This window comes from Nocardioides sp. PD653-B2, from assembly GCF_002117935.1.
Lineage (GTDB): Bacteria > Actinomycetota > Actinomycetes > Propionibacteriales > Nocardioidaceae > Nocardioides.
Genome location: NZ_BDJE01000067.1, coordinates 1 through 15,374, shown reverse-complemented (window position 1 = coordinate 15,374; position 15,374 = coordinate 1). Strand labels below are relative to the sequence as shown.

At 71.1% G+C, this 15,374-nt stretch carries 14 protein-coding genes; 7 read left to right on the top strand and 7 right to left on the bottom strand.

Annotated elements, in window-relative coordinates; genetic code table 11:
• Positions 1 to 54: 54 nt before the first annotated feature.
• Genes PD653B2_RS23160 through PD653B2_RS23130 form a run of 7 tightly spaced genes read right to left on the bottom strand, consistent with a single transcriptional unit; the run spans position 55 to position 8,623 of the window.
• On the bottom strand, positions 55 to 801 hold the full coding sequence (locus tag PD653B2_RS23160; RefSeq protein ID WP_085874790.1) for an enoyl-CoA hydratase: 747 nt from the start codon (positions 799 to 801) through the stop codon (positions 55 to 57).
• Positions 798 to 3,050, bottom strand: coding sequence for an acyl-CoA dehydrogenase family protein (locus PD653B2_RS23155; protein WP_085874789.1), 2,253 nt, complete (start codon positions 3,048 to 3,050; stop codon positions 798 to 800). Before PD653B2_RS23155 ends, PD653B2_RS23160 begins: the two co-directional genes overlap by 4 nt.
• Positions 3,051 to 3,104: 54 nt before the next feature.
• Positions 3,105 to 4,550: an aldehyde dehydrogenase family protein gene (locus PD653B2_RS23150; RefSeq protein WP_165763592.1), complete on the bottom strand. Its 1,446-nt coding sequence runs from the start codon at positions 4,548 to 4,550 to the stop codon at positions 3,105 to 3,107.
• Positions 4,551 to 4,578: 28 nt separating this feature from the next.
• Positions 4,579 to 5,490 carry a cyclase family protein gene (locus PD653B2_RS23145; RefSeq protein WP_085874787.1) on the bottom strand — a complete coding sequence of 304 codons (912 nt, stop codon included), beginning with the start codon at positions 5,488 to 5,490 and terminating at the stop codon, positions 4,579 to 4,581.
• A gap of 12 nt (positions 5,491 to 5,502) precedes the next feature.
• Positions 5,503 to 6,747 (bottom strand): CaiB/BaiF CoA transferase family protein, encoded by a 1,245-nt coding sequence (locus PD653B2_RS23140; RefSeq protein ID WP_085874786.1) that lies wholly within the window; start codon positions 6,745 to 6,747, stop codon positions 5,503 to 5,505.
• Positions 6,747 to 6,941, bottom strand: coding sequence for a tautomerase family protein (locus tag PD653B2_RS23135; RefSeq protein WP_085874785.1), 195 nt, complete (start codon positions 6,939 to 6,941; stop codon positions 6,747 to 6,749). The genes PD653B2_RS23140 and PD653B2_RS23135 overlap by 1 nt, the downstream gene beginning before the upstream one ends.
• 17 nt (positions 6,942 to 6,958) lie before the next feature.
• Positions 6,959 to 8,623, bottom strand: a complete 1,665-nt coding sequence (locus tag PD653B2_RS23130) for a thiamine pyrophosphate-binding protein (RefSeq protein WP_085874784.1) — start codon at positions 8,621 to 8,623, stop codon at positions 6,959 to 6,961.
• Between the two features lie 167 nt (positions 8,624 to 8,790).
• Here PD653B2_RS23130 and PD653B2_RS23125 point away from each other — a divergent pair, with 167 nt between their 5' ends.
• The 7 genes from PD653B2_RS23125 (at position 8,791) to PD653B2_RS23095 (ending at position 15,324) form a co-directional block, all read left to right on the top strand.
• Complete coding sequence (locus PD653B2_RS23125) at positions 8,791 to 9,447, top strand: GntR family transcriptional regulator (RefSeq protein ID WP_165763590.1); 657 nt, start codon at positions 8,791 to 8,793, stop codon at positions 9,445 to 9,447.
• 218 nt (positions 9,448 to 9,665) lie between these two features.
• A complete protein-coding gene (locus tag PD653B2_RS23120) occupies positions 9,666 to 10,673 on the top strand; it encodes an LLM class flavin-dependent oxidoreductase (RefSeq protein WP_165763589.1) in 1,008 nt (335 codons plus the stop codon).
• The gene (locus PD653B2_RS23115) at positions 10,670 to 11,713 is read left to right on the top strand and encodes a branched-chain amino acid ABC transporter permease (RefSeq protein WP_085874781.1); all 1,044 of its coding nucleotides are present in this window, start codon (positions 10,670 to 10,672) and stop codon (positions 11,711 to 11,713) included. Before PD653B2_RS23120 ends, PD653B2_RS23115 begins: the two co-directional genes overlap by 4 nt.
• Positions 11,710 to 12,498: an ABC transporter ATP-binding protein gene (locus PD653B2_RS23110; protein WP_085874780.1), complete on the top strand. Its 789-nt coding sequence runs from the start codon at positions 11,710 to 11,712 to the stop codon at positions 12,496 to 12,498. The genes PD653B2_RS23115 and PD653B2_RS23110 overlap by 4 nt, the downstream gene beginning before the upstream one ends.
• The gene (locus PD653B2_RS23105; protein ID WP_085874779.1) at positions 12,495 to 13,367 is read left to right on the top strand and encodes a branched-chain amino acid ABC transporter permease; all 873 of its coding nucleotides are present in this window, start codon (positions 12,495 to 12,497) and stop codon (positions 13,365 to 13,367) included. The genes PD653B2_RS23110 and PD653B2_RS23105 overlap by 4 nt, the downstream gene beginning before the upstream one ends.
• A gap of 32 nt (positions 13,368 to 13,399) precedes the next feature.
• Positions 13,400 to 14,584, top strand: a complete 1,185-nt coding sequence (locus PD653B2_RS23100) for an ABC transporter substrate-binding protein (RefSeq protein WP_085874778.1) — start codon at positions 13,400 to 13,402, stop codon at positions 14,582 to 14,584.
• 14 nt (positions 14,585 to 14,598) lie between these two features.
• Entirely contained in the window at positions 14,599 to 15,324 is a 726-nt protein-coding gene (locus tag PD653B2_RS23095; protein WP_085874777.1) for an ABC transporter ATP-binding protein, read from the top strand.
• The last annotated feature ends 50 nt before the right edge of the window (positions 15,325 to 15,374 follow it).

Below are 15,374 nucleotides of genomic sequence, written 5' to 3'. Positions count from 1 at the left end.
GCGGTCGGGCGGCGGGTCAGGTGGGCCGGCCCGCCGCGAGGGCACGCCTGCGACCTAACGGAAGCGCTGCATCGCCTGCTGGATGGCGGGCTTGCTGGCCGACGACGCCTGGGCCCACGCCTCCATCGCCAAGGTCGCTTCGAATCCATCGCGGACGGCGGTCCGCACGGTTGACTTGATGTCACGGGTCAACTGGGGGTCCATGGAGGCGTACCTCCGACCGAGTGCAGTCGCTGCCTCCAACGGGTCGTCCTCCAGGCAGGTGGCCAGCCCGATCTCCACGGCCTCTTGGCCGGCGATGGAGCCGCCATCGAGCAGCAACTTCAGCGTGCGCTGGGCGCCGATGGCGTTGACCAGGAACCACGTGCAGCCCCCGCCTGGGTGGAGGCCGATCCGCGAGAAGGGAGCGGAGAACTTCGCGCCGGGCCCGGCGATTCGCATGTCACAGGCCATGGCGAGGTTCAGGCCGGCTCCGACAGCCGGACCTTGCACCGCGGCGATGGTGGGGATGTCCAGTGACTGGACGACCAGGAACGCGTCGTACACGTGCCGGAGATCGTCCCGGATCTCGGCCACGGTCCGGGACCGGTCGCCGAAGATCGCAGGCAGGTCGGCGCCCCCGCAGAACGCCGTGCCCTCCCCCGCCACCACCAGCGCGGTGGCGTCCGGGTCGTCACGGACGGCAGTGAACGCGGCGCGCATCTCCTCGCGCATCTGGTCGTCGATGATGTTGCGCTTCTCGGGATAGGTCAGGGTGACCGTCCGCAGCCCGCCGTCGGACTCGATCTTCACTCGGCTCACGGTGACTCCTTGATGTCGGTCTGCTCGGTGATCCAGGCCCAGCGGCCGTCCGGCCCCCGGCCCAGCAGTTCGTGGCCCAGCCGCTCGGACCACCAGCGCTGGGTGCCCGCCTCGTCCCGCCACGACCAGAGCCGGCGGGTGGACAGGTGGAGGGGATGCTCGCGGGTGACCCCCATCGCGGCGTGCACCTGGTGGGCGACCCGGGCGCCCTCGGTGGCGGCACGTCCGGCCATCACCCGGGCCGCCGCGGCGCGTGTCCAGGCGTCCGGGTCTCCGGCCACGGCCGCGCTCACGGCGCGTCGCAGTGCGACCCTGGCCTGCTCCAGCTCGGAGGCGAAGCCGGCGACGAGGTTCGCGACGGCCTGGAACCGGATCAACGGTCGGCCGAACTGCTCCCGCGTCGACGCGTGGGTCACGGTCTGCTCGAACGCCCGCTGCAGCGCTCCACACAGCATCGCCGCGGTCAGGAGCGCCGACTCGGCGCGCACCGTGTCCGCTGACGGGGCGCTCAGCAGGACCTCGGCCGGGACGCCGTCGAGCACGAGGGTGTCGCGCGGCTCACCGGCCAGGTTTGCGCCGTCCGCCCAGTCGACACCCGGCCGGCCAGTGGGCAGGTACACGGCCAGCTCCTCACCGCCGGCGTCGGTCGCGTAGAGCACCAGGTGCTGCGCGGATCGACCCCAGGGCACCCGGGCCACGCGCCCGCTCAGGGCCACCTGGTCGGCTCCCGTGCGCTCGACCCGCACTCCGCCGCTCCCACGACAGTCGGCCACCACGCCCACCGCGCCCGGCGTGGTCCAGGGCAGGCCCGCAGCCGCGAGCACGCGCCGCGCCACGAGGGTCTCCGCGAGCGGCACCGACGCGTGGTGCCGACCGAGGCCCTCGACGATCGTCGCGACGTCGGCGAGGTCGCCGCCTTCGCCGCCCGCGTCCTCCCGCACGCCCACGGCGGTCCAGCCGAGGTCGGCCAGGCTGTTCCACAGCGGCGTCGGGTGCTCCTCCGGCTCGCCGCCCCGGTCGGCGAGGACGTCGTCGACGACCTCGCGCAGGTCCTGGTTCGCCTCGTCGCCGGGAGCCGGACGGCTCGCTCGGACTGCCGTGCCCCGGGTGACCAGGGTGCGCAGCACCTCGGTCGTGCCACCCCGGATCGTGAAACCGGGCGCCGCCAGGATCCCCTGACCGAGCAGGCCGGTCACCCCGTCGCCGAGGTCGGCCTCCCGGTCGACGAGTCGGCGCGCGACCTCGTTGACCTCGCGCTCGAACGTCGTGCCGAGGTCCTTGAGCATCGCCGCCTCTGCCACGGGCGCGCGCCCCCGGTGGATCTCGACGGCGACGTCGAAGGCCATCGCCCGCAGGGTCGCCAGCCGCGCCAGCGCCTCCCCGATCTCGACGGCGTCGGCGGCCGGGGCCTGCTCACGGGCGGCCACCTCGGCGACCGCCTCCTCCAGGAGCGGGTAGGTCGACATGACGCGCTCGATGCCGCCGCGCTCGAGCGAGAGCTGCTCGGTGACCTGCTTCCAGCCGTTGCCGATCTCGCCGAGGACGTGGTCGTCGGCGACGGGCACGGAGTCGAAGGTGACCTCGTTGAAGTGGTGCTCCCCGCGCAGGTCGAAGATCGGCCGCACCTCGACCCCGGGGTCCCTCATGTCGACGATGAACTCCGAGAGCCCCTCGTGCTTGCGCTCCGACTTCCCGGTGCGCGCGAGGACGTACGCGTGGGTGGCGCGGTGGCCGTGGCTCGTCCAGATCTTCCGCCCGGTGATCCGCCACCCACCCTCCTCACGGCGGGCAACGGTCCGCACCGACGCCAGGTCCGACCCGGCCTCGGTCTCCGACATGCCGAGGCAGAACGTCCACTCGCCCGACGCCATCCGGGGCAGGTACGCCGCCTTCACCGCGTCCGATCCGTGGGCGAGGATCGAGGGCCCGATCTGACGGTCCGCTATCCAGTGTGCGGCGACCGGAGCGCCGACCCGCAGGAGCTCCTCGGTGATCACCAGCCGGGCGAGGCCGGAGCGGCCTCCGCCGCCGACCTCACGGGGCCACGACACGCCGATCAGGCCACGCTCCCCCATCGCCCGGGAGAACTCCGCGTCGTACCGGCGCAGCCAGGAGTCGCAGCCCGGCGTGAACCGGCCGGCGGCCAGCCACTCGTCCACCAGGGCCCGCACCGTGCTGCGCACCTCGTCGAGCTCCTGCTGGTCCCACTCCCGGGCGCGGAGCGTCCCGGATGCCTGCTCGGCACTCATGTCTGGTTCCCGTCCTTGCTGGTCGTTGTCGTGCGGCCGCCCGGCGCTGGCGCGTCAGCGGGTGAATACCGCCACGGTCTTCTGGTTCGTGTAGAAGTCGAGGGCGCCCTGACCGAGCTCCTTGGGTCCACTCCCGGATGCTTTGAGGCCGCCGAAGGGGACGTGGGGCTCGACGCCCGTCGTCGGGAGGTTGACGTTGAGGGTGCCTGCCTCGACCGACCTCGCGAATGTCTCTGACGCGGCCAGACTCGTCGTGAAGATGCCCGCGGAGAGCCCGTACTCGGAGTCGTTGACGCGTACGACGGCCTCCTCGAGGTCCGCCACCTCGGTCAGCGTCACCACCGGACCGAAGACCTCCTCGTGGGCGATCGCCATGTCCTGTCGGACTCCGGCGAGGACGGTGGGGGCCATGAAGTAGCCGTGCCCGCACGGCTCGACGGTGAGCCGGCCGCCGCCGTGCAGCAGCTCCGCACCGGCGCCGACCGCCGTGTCGACCGCGGTGACGACGGCCTCGAGCGCCTGCCGGCCGATCAGCGGCCCGATCTGCGCGTCCGGCCCGTCGACCGGCCCGACCCGCAGCCGGCCGGTGAGCTCCAGCACGCGGGCGGTCAGCTGCTCCGCGACCGCCGCCTGGACGAAGACCCGGCCGGTGGCCGTGCACTTCTGCCCGGCACCGCCGAAGGCGCCGTCGACCACGGCGGCTGCCGCCCGGTCCAGGTCGGCGTCGGCCAGCACCACGAGTGCGTTGTGACCACCCATCTCCACCTGGGCGGGGATCCCGCGAGCGACCGCCGCCGCCTCGACGGCCCGGCCCACGGCGGTCGACCCGGTGAAGCTGACCGCCGCGATCCTCCGGTCCTCCACCAGCGCGGCGCCGAGCGCCGCGGAGGTGCCCGTCACGTAGGACAGCAGACCTGCGGGCAGGCCCGCGTCGAGGAAGGCCTCCACGATGCGCAGCCCGGTCAGCGGGGTGAGCGGCGAGGGCTTCCAGACCACGGCGTTGCCGGCCATCAGCCCGGCGCCCACCTTGAACGACGAGACGAAGGCCGGGAAGTTGAACGGCGTGATGACGCCGACCACGCCCCGGGGACTGCGCAGGGTGCGCAGCTCGACACCCGGACGGGCCGACTCGTACGAGCTCCCCACCGGCTGGCGCCCCAGGGCGGCGAAGTAGTCCAGTACGTCGGCCGCCCGCTCGACCTCGCCCGCGGCCTCGGCCGGCGGCTTCCCGGCCTCGGCCGAGAGCTCGCGTCCGATGCTCTGGCTGCGCTCCCGCAGCAGCGCGGCGGTCCGGGCCAGCACCCCGCCCCGGTCCACGCCGCTGCGGGCCGCCCACTCCGGCTGGGCCGCAGCACCCGCCCGGGCCGCCAGCGCGACGTCCCCCGGGCCGGAGTCGGCGAACGTGCCGACCGCGCGTCGTGTGTCGGAGGGGTTCTCACGCACGTAGGTGCCGCCGCCGGTCGCGTCGACCCAGCCTCCGACATGGTTGTGGAAGGTCACGATGGTCACTCCTCGTCGGTGTGGAAGGTCAGATGACGGCGATCGGGGCGACCGGGGAACCGCTCGACCCGGCCACGTTGAGCGGCGACATCATCCAGAGGAAGGTGGCGACGCCGCGCTCCACGAGCTCCTGGGTCCGCAGGTTCTCGACGATGAACGTGCCCGTCTCCGCCAGCAGGTGCTGGTGGCCGACGAACTGACGCTCGGGGTCCTCGAAGGGCACCGCCTCCAGGCCCCAGTTGTCCGCGCCGACGACGGAAACCCGACGCTCGCTGATCCAGTGCGCCGCCTCCCAGCCGATGCCCGGCTGGCCGTCGTTGAACGTCTCGGGGTCGCCCCAGTGCAGGCCCCAGCCCGTGTTCAGCACGAGTGCGTCGCCGTCGGAGACCGTCACGTCCTGGGCCTCGCACGCGGCGTCGAGATGCTCCGGCGTGATGACGAACCCGCGCGACAGCGTCTCGGCTCCGAGCAACCCGGCGATGTCGAGGAGGACACCGCGCACCACCCACGCCGGGAGCTCGGACGGCCCGAACCGGGTGAGCGCCTTCGGCGAGAAGAACTCGCTGAAGTGCGTCCCGTTGTAGTGGCGGCCGGCGATCCCCACGTGCCCCAGGCAGTCCAGGTGCGTGCCGACCTGGAAGCCCAGCGTGACGATCTCCTCGAACGTCGTGACAGCCGAGCCCTCGGGAGCGATCGGCTGGAGCGTCTTGTGCGCCAGGATCCGCTGCTCGAACACACGTCCCTGGTAGAACGGGGCTTCGGGCGAGAGCGGCTGCGCCAGCTGCACCACCTCGCCGGTCCGCGGGATCGTCAGCGCCCGGAGCGTCCGCTCCGGCGTGAGCTCGTTCGCGGACCCGGCGGTGTCGTCCGGTCCGTACCGCGAGGGCCACCACTGCGGGCTGGCCGCGCCGCGGCCGTCGTACGGTCCTGTCTCAGCCATCCTGGCCGCCTCTCAGTGCAACGCTGCGTCGTGGTCGTCCCGCGGCTGCGGGGTTCGGGAACCGGACGCGACACCCGGGAAGGTCATCGAGGCCACCAGCTCGTCGATCTCGGCCTCGGTGAGCCCGAGCTCGCGCGCCACCTCCAGCGTGTGCTGACCCAGCAACGGCGCGGGGCGGACCGCGGGCGCGTCGTCGCCGATCGGCACCGGGTGCCGGGGCAGGCGCAGCGAACCCTCGGACGGGTGCTCGACCACCTCGAAGAATCCGGTCTCGACGAGGTGGGGGTCCTCGAACAGCTCGGGGATCGTGTTGACCGGGCCGGACGGGATGCCGTACTCGTCGAGGATCGTCGACCACTCGGCTGTCGTGCGGGTCTTCATGTGCTCGTTGACCAGCGCGTAGAGCTCGTCGATGTGGAGCGTGCGCTCGCGGATCGTGCGGTAGCGAGGGTCGTCCGCGAGGTGCTTCTGCCCGATGGCGGCGAAGAACGACCGCCACTGGGCGTCGGTGTAGACCATCACCGCGAGGAACCCGTCCCGGGTCCGGGCCGGACGCCGATGGGGGGACTCCGTCCGCGGGTAGCCGGGCGGTCCGTCCGGCGGGTCGAAGGCCAGGCCGCCCTGCTGCTCGAGGAGCATGAAGTTGGTCATGGTCTCGAACATCGGCACCTCGATGGCGCACCCCTCCCCCGAGACCGCCCGGCCGTGCAGCGCGGCCAGCGTCGAGGCTGCGGCCATCAGGCCGACCGTCTTGTCGGCGGCGGCGTGCCGGACGTACTCCGGCTGGCCCGTGCCGCCCTGCACGGCGGCCATGCCGGAGCCGGCCTGGATCACGTCGTCGTACGCCGGGCGGTCCGAGTAGGTGCCGCCCGCGCCGTACCCCCGGATCGCGCAGTAGACGAGCCGGGGGTTGGCGGCCAGCACCGCCTCGCGGCCCAGGCCCAGGCGCTGGGCGGCGGGGGGCCGCATGTTGTGCACGAAGACGTCGGCGCCCGCGATCAGCCGGTGCAGCACCTCGACGCCGCCCGGGCGCTTCACGTCGAGTGCCATGCCGCGCTTGCCCTGGTTGACGTTGAGGAAGACCGGACCCATCCCGTGCTGTCGGACGTCGCCGATGTACCGGACCACGTCGCCGCCCGGCGCCTCCACCTTGACCACGTCCGCTCCCCACTGCGCCAGCAGCATCGTGCAGTAGGGACCGGTGAAGGTGGTGCTCATGTCTACGACGCGGATCCCCTCGAGGGGCCTTCGGGGCATCAGCTGCCGGCCTCGCCGTCGCTCATGAGGGCGCCGTTGCGGAACAGCTCGTCGGGCTTGATCTCCACGAACCGGACCCGGACCCGGTCCACGGGCGCGCCGAGATGGGTCCCGGCGGCCTCCACGACGGCCTGGGCGAACGCCCGGCGCTCGTCGACGCTGCGCGCAGTCATCTCGACCGTGATGAACGGCATGGTGAGCTCCTGTTCGGTCAGACTTGGCCGCCGCGAGCGATCACGGCGTTGGTGAGCGGGCTGGGGTCGCGCGAGACGGGCACCTCGATGCAGGCGGGCTTGCCGCTGGCGATCGCCCGTTCGATGGCCGGGCCGAGCTCGGCCACGGAGGTGACGTACTCGCCGTATCCACCCATGGCCTCGATGACCCGGTCGTAGCGCACTGCGGTGAGCTCGGACGCGACGACGTAGTCGTCGCCGTAGAGCCCGCGCTGGAGGTTGTACTCCAGTCCCCAGGCGTTGTTGTTACCGACGATCGCGACGAACGGCAGCCCCTGCCGGAGAGCGGTCTCGAACTCGATGAGGTAGTAGCCGAAGCTGCCGTCGCCGGTCACGAGGACGACGGGCTCATCGGGGCGGGCGGCCTTGAGGCCGAGCGCCAGCGGGGTGCCCGCACCGCAGGTGCTCATCGGACCGAGGCGCAGCCAGCGGCCCGGGCCACGGGCGGTGAGGACTCCGCGGCACCACTGGACGAAGTCACCGGCGTCCATGACGAGGCCCGCGGAGTCCGGCAGGACCCTCTCGAGCTCGCGCGCCACCAGCAGCGGGTGCAGCCCGGGGGTCTCGCTGCCCGCGACGTCGAGACCGTCGACGTCAGCGACGGGCGCGATCGCGGCGAGCTCGGCCCGCCACGCGTGGTCCCAGGTACGGCCGGCCGCGTCGGCCGCGAGCACCTCGACCGCGGCGGCGATGTCAGCCTCGACGGAGATCGCGCGGCTCCGGTTGGAGTCGACGTCTGCGCCGGGCGCGTGGATGTCCAGCACCGCGCAGTCGTCGCCCACGAAGCCGGCGTCGCCGAAGCGCAGGCGGAAGTCGAGCGTCTTGCCGAGGAGCAGGACGACGTCGGCGTCGCGGATCCGCTTGGCGCGGTCGCTGAGCGAGGCGTCGGCGTACCCCAGGGACCCGGGCTCGGCGTCGGGCACCATGCCGCGGGCGAGGTCGATGGTGAAAAGCGGGAGGCCGCTGGCGCGCAGCAGCCCGGTCAGTGCGTCCTCGGCTCGGGCCATGTAGGCCCCGGACCCGGCGATCACGACCGGGCGCTGCGCCGTCGCCAGGAGCTCCGCGATCCGGGCGAGGGCCTCGTGCGGGAGCGCTGCGGACTCCGTCCGCGCGGCGGGCGCCGGGAGCTCGGCCACGGTCGGCTGGGCGACGATGTCCGCCGGCAGGCTGAGGTGGACCGCGCCGGTCGAGCCGCTCATGGCCACGTCGAACGCCTCGTCGATCAGCACCGGCAGCTCCTCGACGGACCCCGCCATGCGCGACCACTTGCACAGGGGTGCGGCGGTGGCGACCTGGTCCATCTCTTGTTGGGCGCCCTTGCCGGTCAGGGCCAGGTCGGTCTGCCCGCTGAGCAGGACAACAGGGCTGCTGCACGCGTGCGCCGTGATCAGGCCGGTGAGGCCATTGGTGTGGCCGGGCCCCCCGGTGACGAGGGCGACGCCCGGACGGCGCGTCACCCGGGCGTAGGCGTCCGCGGCCATCACCGCGCCCGCCTCGGTGCGGGTGTCCACGAGCTTGATGCCGGCGTCGATCAGACCCTCGTAGAGTGCGAGCGTGTGGTTGCCGCAGAGGGTGAAGACGGTGTCGACGCCCTGCCTCAGCAGCGCCGCGGCGGCCAGGTGGCCGCCGTGTCGTTCTGACATGGATGAGCTCCTACGCAACTGGCTGCAATATTGGATCCAATGTAGGCCAACAATCTTCGGCCTGGCAAGCCGCCACCCCGAACCCTAGGTGGAACTGGCTACAAGATTGGATACTGTCCGGGCGGAGCCAGCCGGCCCCCACCCTCGCGTACCCGATGGAGGCACCTGTGAGTCAGTCCGACGCCGCGGGCAGTGTCGTGACGACCGTCGTCGGCAAGATCCACGACATGCTGGCCTCGGGCGAGCTGTTGCCGGGCCACGCTATCCGCCAGGAGGCCCTCGCCTCGCGGCTCGGAGTGAGCCGTGCCCCCGTCCGCGAGGCGCTGCGGATCGTCCAGAGCGAGGGCATCCTGCACCACGAGCCGAACGTCGGCTACTCGGTCAAGCGGTTGACCACCAGCGAGCTGCAGCAGACCTACCTGATGCGCCACGCGCTGGAGAGCGAGCTGCTGCGGGCACTACCACCGCTGACCGAGGAGCAGCTCGCGAACCTCGAGCGGATCAACGCCGACCTGGCTGTGGCCCTCGACTCGCTGGACGTGGCGAGCATGCGCCAGCTCAACCACGACTTCCACTTCACCCTCTTCGCGCTCGCGAACATGGACCTGGTGGTGGCCGAGATCCAACGGATCTGGACGCTGACCGAGGCCTACCGCTCCTACTACCTCTATGACGAGTCCGCGCGCCGCCGCGTCGTCCGCGAGCACGAGGCCCTGCTCGAGGCGTTGCGCGCCCATGACCTCGAGGGGGCGGTCCGGGTCATGGACGACCACCGCTCCGCCGTACCGGCCCACCTCGGGCACATGCTGAGTCTGGGCGACTGAGTCCGCGTCGCCGGCGGACGCCGCGTCGCCGGACAGGCCCCGTCCGGACGTGCGTCGAAAAGGACGTGCGATCGGTGTTGCCGCCGTCACATCGAGTTGGTATGTTTCCAATGTTGGATCCAATTTAGGAGCCAACATTCTTCGCCAAAACGCCGCCCGCATCGTCGACGACCGTCGCACGCCGCGCGCCGGCGCCACTTCACGGAGAGAGCATCCGCGTGCGCGTAGCCATCTACTTCCCGTCGTTCAGCGCCTCGGCGACCGACCGGCAGGCCCAGGAGCGGTACATCGCGAACTTCCGGCGTTACATCAGCCGGTGCGAGGAGCTCGACTTCGACATCTGGTGCGTGGACCACCTGCTGACCGCCCCCGGGCTGTACGGCACCAGCTGGATGGACCCGATGTCGACGCTGACCTACGCCTCAGCGCTCACGAGCCGGGTCCGTCTCGGCACGAGCATCTCGGTCGCGCCGCTTCGGAACCCGGTGCTGCTCGCCAAGCAGATCGCGACCCTGGCCCAGCTCTCCAACGACCGCTTCGTGTTCGGCACCGGGCCTGGGTGGGATGCGAAGACCTTCGATGCGGTCGGCGTTCCGCTGGCCGAGCGCGGGTCCCGCACCGACGAGGTGATCGAGGCCGTTCGCGGACTGCTCACCGAGGACGACTTCTCGTTCCACGGGCGGCACTACGACTTCTCCGACGTCACGATCCGTCCGCGGCCGCTGACCCCGCCCGAGGTCTGGGTCTCGGGCGGCGCGAAGATGCCGGACCCCAAGTCTCCCGACAAGGACTACCTGCCCACGTCGGTGCTCAACCGCATCCTGAAGGCCGACGGATGGATCTCCCGCGCGGCCGGCAACCAGGAGCTCCTGCTCCGTGACATGGACGTCGTGAAGGCGGCCTTCAGCTCCGCGGGAGTCGATGCCGGCAGCTTCACGATGGCCCACTGCAACTTCATCCACGTCAGTCCCGGCCTGACGCGGCAGCAGGCCCTCGACGCGCAGCAGGACCTGGCGATCCGTGCGTTCGGCACCCATCGCTCCTACGAGCACCTCCAGCAGTGCTACCTGCTCGGAGACCTCGACCACCAGCTCAACCGGCTGCGCGAGCTCGCCGCCAACGGCGTCGACTACTTCATCCTCGGTCCGCTCACTGACGACCTCGAGCAACTCGACCTCATCCACGAACAGATCGTGCCGGCTCTCATGGAGGCAGCAGTCGCATGACGATTTCCGACGAACGGGCTGCGGCCGGGGATCCCACGATCCCGGACGACGGGTCCGGGCCCGAGAGCGTCACCTCGCCCCCGAGGCGACGTCCCACCTTCCTGCTGACGCTCGGCGCCGTCGCGGTCGTCATCGCGATGACCGGCGTCTACGGTCAGCCCTACCTGCTCACCGTGGCCACCCAGGCGGCGATCTTCGCCATCGTCGCGCTGGGGCTGAACGTGCTGGTCGGCTACACCGGCCAGATCTCTTTCGGCCACAACGCCTTCTACGGCATCGGCGCCTACGTGTCGGCGCTGAGCACCACCTCCTGGGGGCTGAACCCCTACCTCGGCATCCTCCTGGGCGTGGTCCTGGCGATCCTCGTGGCGTTGGCGATCGGCTATCCGACGCTCCGCCTGCAGGGCCACTTCCTGGCCATGGCGACCCTCGGCATCGGGCTGGGCTTCTACTCCTTCGCTGTCGCGTCGCCGTACACACACGGGTTCACCGGCATCGGGGGCATCCCCCCGCTGACCCTGGGCGGTCTGGCCATCGACGTCCCGTACTTGAAGTTCTGGGCTGTCGGTCTGGTCCTGCTCGTCGCGATCGTGGCGGCCTACCGGTTGCAGTTCAAGCGGTACGGACGGGCCCTGCGCGGCATCGCCAGCGACGAGGCGACGGCCCAGAGCATCGGCATCGATGTCCGTCGCTACAAGCTGTCGGCCTTCGTGGTCTCCGCGGTGTTCGCCGCCGTCGCCGGATCGCTGTTCGCCCACACGACCAGCTACATCAGCCCCGAGAGCTTCAGCTTCGCGACGATCTTGACGTTCTTCATGATGCTGTTCATCGGCGGCTCCGGCTCCGTCTGGGGTGCCGTCATCGGGGCCGTCATCGTCACCTCGATCCCCGAGGCGCTCCCGTCGTCCGTCCAGGAGTGGCAGCCGACGATCTTCGCCTTCCTGCTCATGGTCATCCTCATCGTGCGTCCCTCCGGACTCCTGGCACCGCGCGGCACTCCCTCCACCGGACTCGCCCGCAACCGCGGAGGTGCCTCATGACCAGCATGCTGTCGGTCAGGAACCTCACCCGCTCCTTCGGTGCTGTCCGCGCCATCGACGACGTGGCCCTCGAGGTCGGACCCGGCGACATCGCGGGGGTCATCGGACCCAACGGCGCCGGCAAGACCACGCTGTTCAACACGATCTCCGGCTTCTCGGCACCCGATCAGGGCTCCGTGGTCTTCGAGGGCGCGGACATCACACGGATGGCTCCACACCGGATCGCGGCTCGCGGGCTGGTGCGTACCTTCCAGACCACCCGACCGCTGCACACCTCGACGGTGCGGGAGAACGTCGTCGCCGGGACGCACCTGCGCTCCTCCGGTGGCCTCCTCTCCTCGCTCGTCACGACACCCCGGGTCCGGCGCTCGGAGCGCGAGGCGGCCGAGCTCGCCGACACGCTGCTGGCCACGACCGGGCTCGACCACGCCGCCGACGCGTACCCGCGCGAGCTCGGCGGGGGCCAGCTGCGGCTCCTCGAGATCGCGCGGGCGCTGGCCACCCGGCCCACGGTCGTCCTGCTCGACGAACCCGCGGCCGGCCTGAACCAGACCGAGACGCGGCACCTCGAGAAGACCCTGCTCGCGGTCCGCGACCAGGGCGTGACCCTGGTCATCGTCGAGCACGACGTCGAGCTGGTCTTCCGGCTCTGCGACCACGTGACGGTGCTGGACTTCGGACGCGTGCTGCGGCACGGCGCTCCTGCCGAGGTGCGGGCCGACCCGGCCGTCGCCGAGGCCTACTTCGGCGCCTCTCGCGCCACTGCGGAGAGCGAGGGCTCATGATCGACATCCTGCTGGTCGGCCTCAGCCTGGGCTGTGTCTACGGCTTCGTCGCCGTCGGGTTCACGCTCATCTACCGCACCACGGGCGTGATGAACTTCAGCCAGGGCGCCTTCGTGATGCTCGGCGGAATGGGCGCCGGCTACGTCAGCGAGGAGTGGGGACTCCCCCTCCCGCTCGCGGCGCTGGTGGGCGTCCTGGTCGCCGGGCTCGGCGGCCTCGTGCTGGTGGGCGGGCTCGTCCTACCGCTCTGGCGTCGTGGTGCCAGCGACTTCATCGTCATCCTCTCCACACTGCTGTTCCTCCTTGCCGTCCAGAACATCGTGCTGAACGTGATGGGCAGCGACCCGAGGCGAGTTCCGCCCGTGCCGGGGGTGCCCGACCTGCGTCTCGGCTCGATCCGGGTCGACGGCCAGGTCCTGTGCATCGTCGTCGTCGCGGTGCTCGCCACGGTCCTGCTCGGTCTCTTCCTCACCAAGACCCTCCTGGGCACCGCGATGCGCGCGGTCGCCACCGACAGGAGCACCAGCCGGATGCTGGGCATCAGCCCGGAGCGGATCGCCATCGTCGCCTTCGTGGGCGCCGCACTGCTCGGCGGCCTGGGTGGCGTGCTGATCGCCCCCATCCAGGTCGCGACGTGGAGCAGCGCGCACGTCTACAACATCAACGGCTTCATTGCCGCGATCATGGGCGGCCTCCTGGACGTGAAGAAGGCACTGTTCGGCGGCTTTGTCGTCGGCATCGGCCAGGCACTGATCGCCCTGTACATCAGCACGACCTACCTGGAGCTCATCCTCCTCCTCGTGCTCGTCGCGCTGCTGCTGCTCAAGCCCAACGGGATCTTCTCCCGTCGTGTCGCTGTGAAGTACTGACCCGCTACACCACCCCTCTGGAAGGAACACCCATGTCCCAGCGTTCACGCCTCTCTCGCCGGCTCTCCGCGGTCGCCGTGATGGGCCTCGTAGGCACCCTTGCTGCCTGCGGAAACCTCGGCGGCGATGACACCGAGTCCGGTGGCGACGGCTCGTCGTCCGGTGAGCTCGTCATCGCGGTGCTCGTCGACCAGACGGCCTACACCAAGACCCTCGACGGCCAGCTCCTCGCGGGCGCCGAGGCTGCCGTGGCTCAGATCAACGAGGACGGCGGGGTCGACGGCAAGGACCTCAAGCTCGAGGTCCGCGACACGGCGGCCGACCCGCAGCGCGGCGTCCAGGGCTTCCAGCGTCTCGACGCCTCCTCCCCCGCCGCGTTCATCGGCGGCTTCAGCTCCGCGGTGACGGCCGCGGTCGCCCCGATCGCATCCACCAGCAAGGCGCCGTACGTGGTCGCCTCGATCCTTCCGGAGGACGGCGCCGACTACGCCTTCTCGACGATCATCCCGGTGAACTTCGAGACCGCGACGCGGGTGGAGTACCTGCAGGAGCAGGGCATCGAGCGGGTCGCCGTCATGCACGACCCGACGCCGTACAACCTGCTCCAGCTGGAGTACCTCGAGGAGCAGCTCGCGGACGCCGGCATCACGCTGACCGGCGCCGCCGAGCACGCCACGGACGCCGTCGATCTGCGCGCCCAGGTCACCGGCCTGCTCGCCGACGACCCGCAGGCGCTGATCAAGCTCTCGGCCGGCCCGACCCAGATCATCGCCGCGCGCGCACTCGAGGACGCCGGCTCGGACATCCCGATGATCCTCGGGCTCGACTCCGAGGCCTCCCTCCAGCAGACCGCCGAGGTCTACGACGCCGTCTTCGACGTGGCCGCACCGCTCCAGGTCTTCGAGTCCCTGCCCGAGGACGAGCGCAACGACGCCATGCGCACCTTCATGTCCGTCGACGCCGGCATCACCGACCCGAACTACGCGGGCCGCGGCTGGGATGCGATCTTCCTGGCGGTCCAGGCGCTCGAGGAGGCCGGCTCCACCGACGGTGAGGACGTGCGCCAGGCCCTGATCGACCTCGGCCCGTACGAGGGCACGACCGCGACGTACGACTACACCGAGGACGACCACAACGGCATGGCCTCGAACCCCAACTACATGGCGCGGATCCACGCGGACGGCACCGCCGAGGCCGTCTTCTCGCCCCAGCGCTAGGAAGCCGGAACACCGTGAAGCCTCTGCTGAGCGTCGACGACGTCCACGTGACCTACGGGTCGGTGCACGCCGTACGCGGGGTGTCCCTGGACGTCGCCGACGGTGAAGTGCTGGGCATCATCGGCGCCAACGGCGCCGGCAAGTCCAGCCTGCTCAACGCGGTCATGGGGATCGTGACACCCTCCGCAGGTCGCGTGGTCGTCGACGGGAAGGACGTGACCGGCAAGCCTGTCGCCGAGCACGTCAGGCTCGGGCTGGGGCTGAGCCCGGAGGGCCGCGGCATCCTGCCGGGGCTCTCCGTGCGAGAGAACCTCGAGTTGGGCACCTACCCCTCCCGTGGCCTGCGGGCGCGGGATCGCCGCGAACGGCTGGACGAGGCCTTCGAGCTCTTCCCGGTCCTGGGCGAGCGGGCGAACCAGGACGCCCAGACCCTCAGTGGAGGCGAGGCAGCCATGCTGTCCGTCGCCCGGGCGCTGGTGTCCAAGCCCAAGGTGCTCCTGCTCGACGAACCGACCCTCGGCCTGGCGCCCGTGATGTCCCAGCGGCTGTTCGAGCGCATCGACGCCCTCAAGGCGACCGGACTGAGCATGGTCATCGTCGAGCAGCGGGCCACCGAGCTCTTCCAGGTCGCGGACAGGATTCTGCAGGTCCGCCAGGGCGAGGCCGAGATGGTCGACGGCGTATCGTCTCTCGACGTTGCAGCGCTCGAGCGGCTGTACTTCGGCGAGGCCGCGAGCTGACTGCACCACCGGCACTGCCCTCGATGCAGACGTAGAACAGCTCCGGACGG

What these genes read in the sequence shown, in the direction of transcription:
- PD653B2_RS23155 (WP_085874789.1), bottom strand. Translation starts at nt 3,050, where the DNA reads ATGAGTGCCGAGCAGGCATCCGGGACGCTCCGCGCCCGGGAGTGGGAC.
- PD653B2_RS23145 (WP_085874787.1), bottom strand. Translation starts at nt 5,490, where the DNA reads ATGGCTGAGACAGGACCGTACGACGGCCGCGGCGCGGCCAGCCCGCAG.
- PD653B2_RS23140 (WP_085874786.1), bottom strand. Translation starts at nt 6,747, where the DNA reads ATGCCCCGAAGGCCCCTCGAGGGGATCCGCGTCGTAGACATGAGCACC.
- PD653B2_RS23135 (WP_085874785.1), bottom strand. Translation starts at nt 6,941, where the DNA reads ATGCCGTTCATCACGGTCGAGATGACTGCGCGCAGCGTCGACGAGCGC.
- PD653B2_RS23130 (WP_085874784.1), bottom strand. Translation starts at nt 8,623, where the DNA reads ATGTCAGAACGACACGGCGGCCACCTGGCCGCCGCGGCGCTGCTGAGG.
- PD653B2_RS23115 (WP_085874781.1), top strand. Translation starts at nt 10,670, where the DNA reads ATGACGATTTCCGACGAACGGGCTGCGGCCGGGGATCCCACGATCCCG.
- PD653B2_RS23110 (WP_085874780.1), top strand. Translation starts at nt 11,710, where the DNA reads ATGACCAGCATGCTGTCGGTCAGGAACCTCACCCGCTCCTTCGGTGCT.
- PD653B2_RS23105 (WP_085874779.1), top strand. Translation starts at nt 12,495, where the DNA reads ATGATCGACATCCTGCTGGTCGGCCTCAGCCTGGGCTGTGTCTACGGC.
- PD653B2_RS23100 (WP_085874778.1), top strand. Translation starts at nt 13,400, where the DNA reads ATGTCCCAGCGTTCACGCCTCTCTCGCCGGCTCTCCGCGGTCGCCGTG.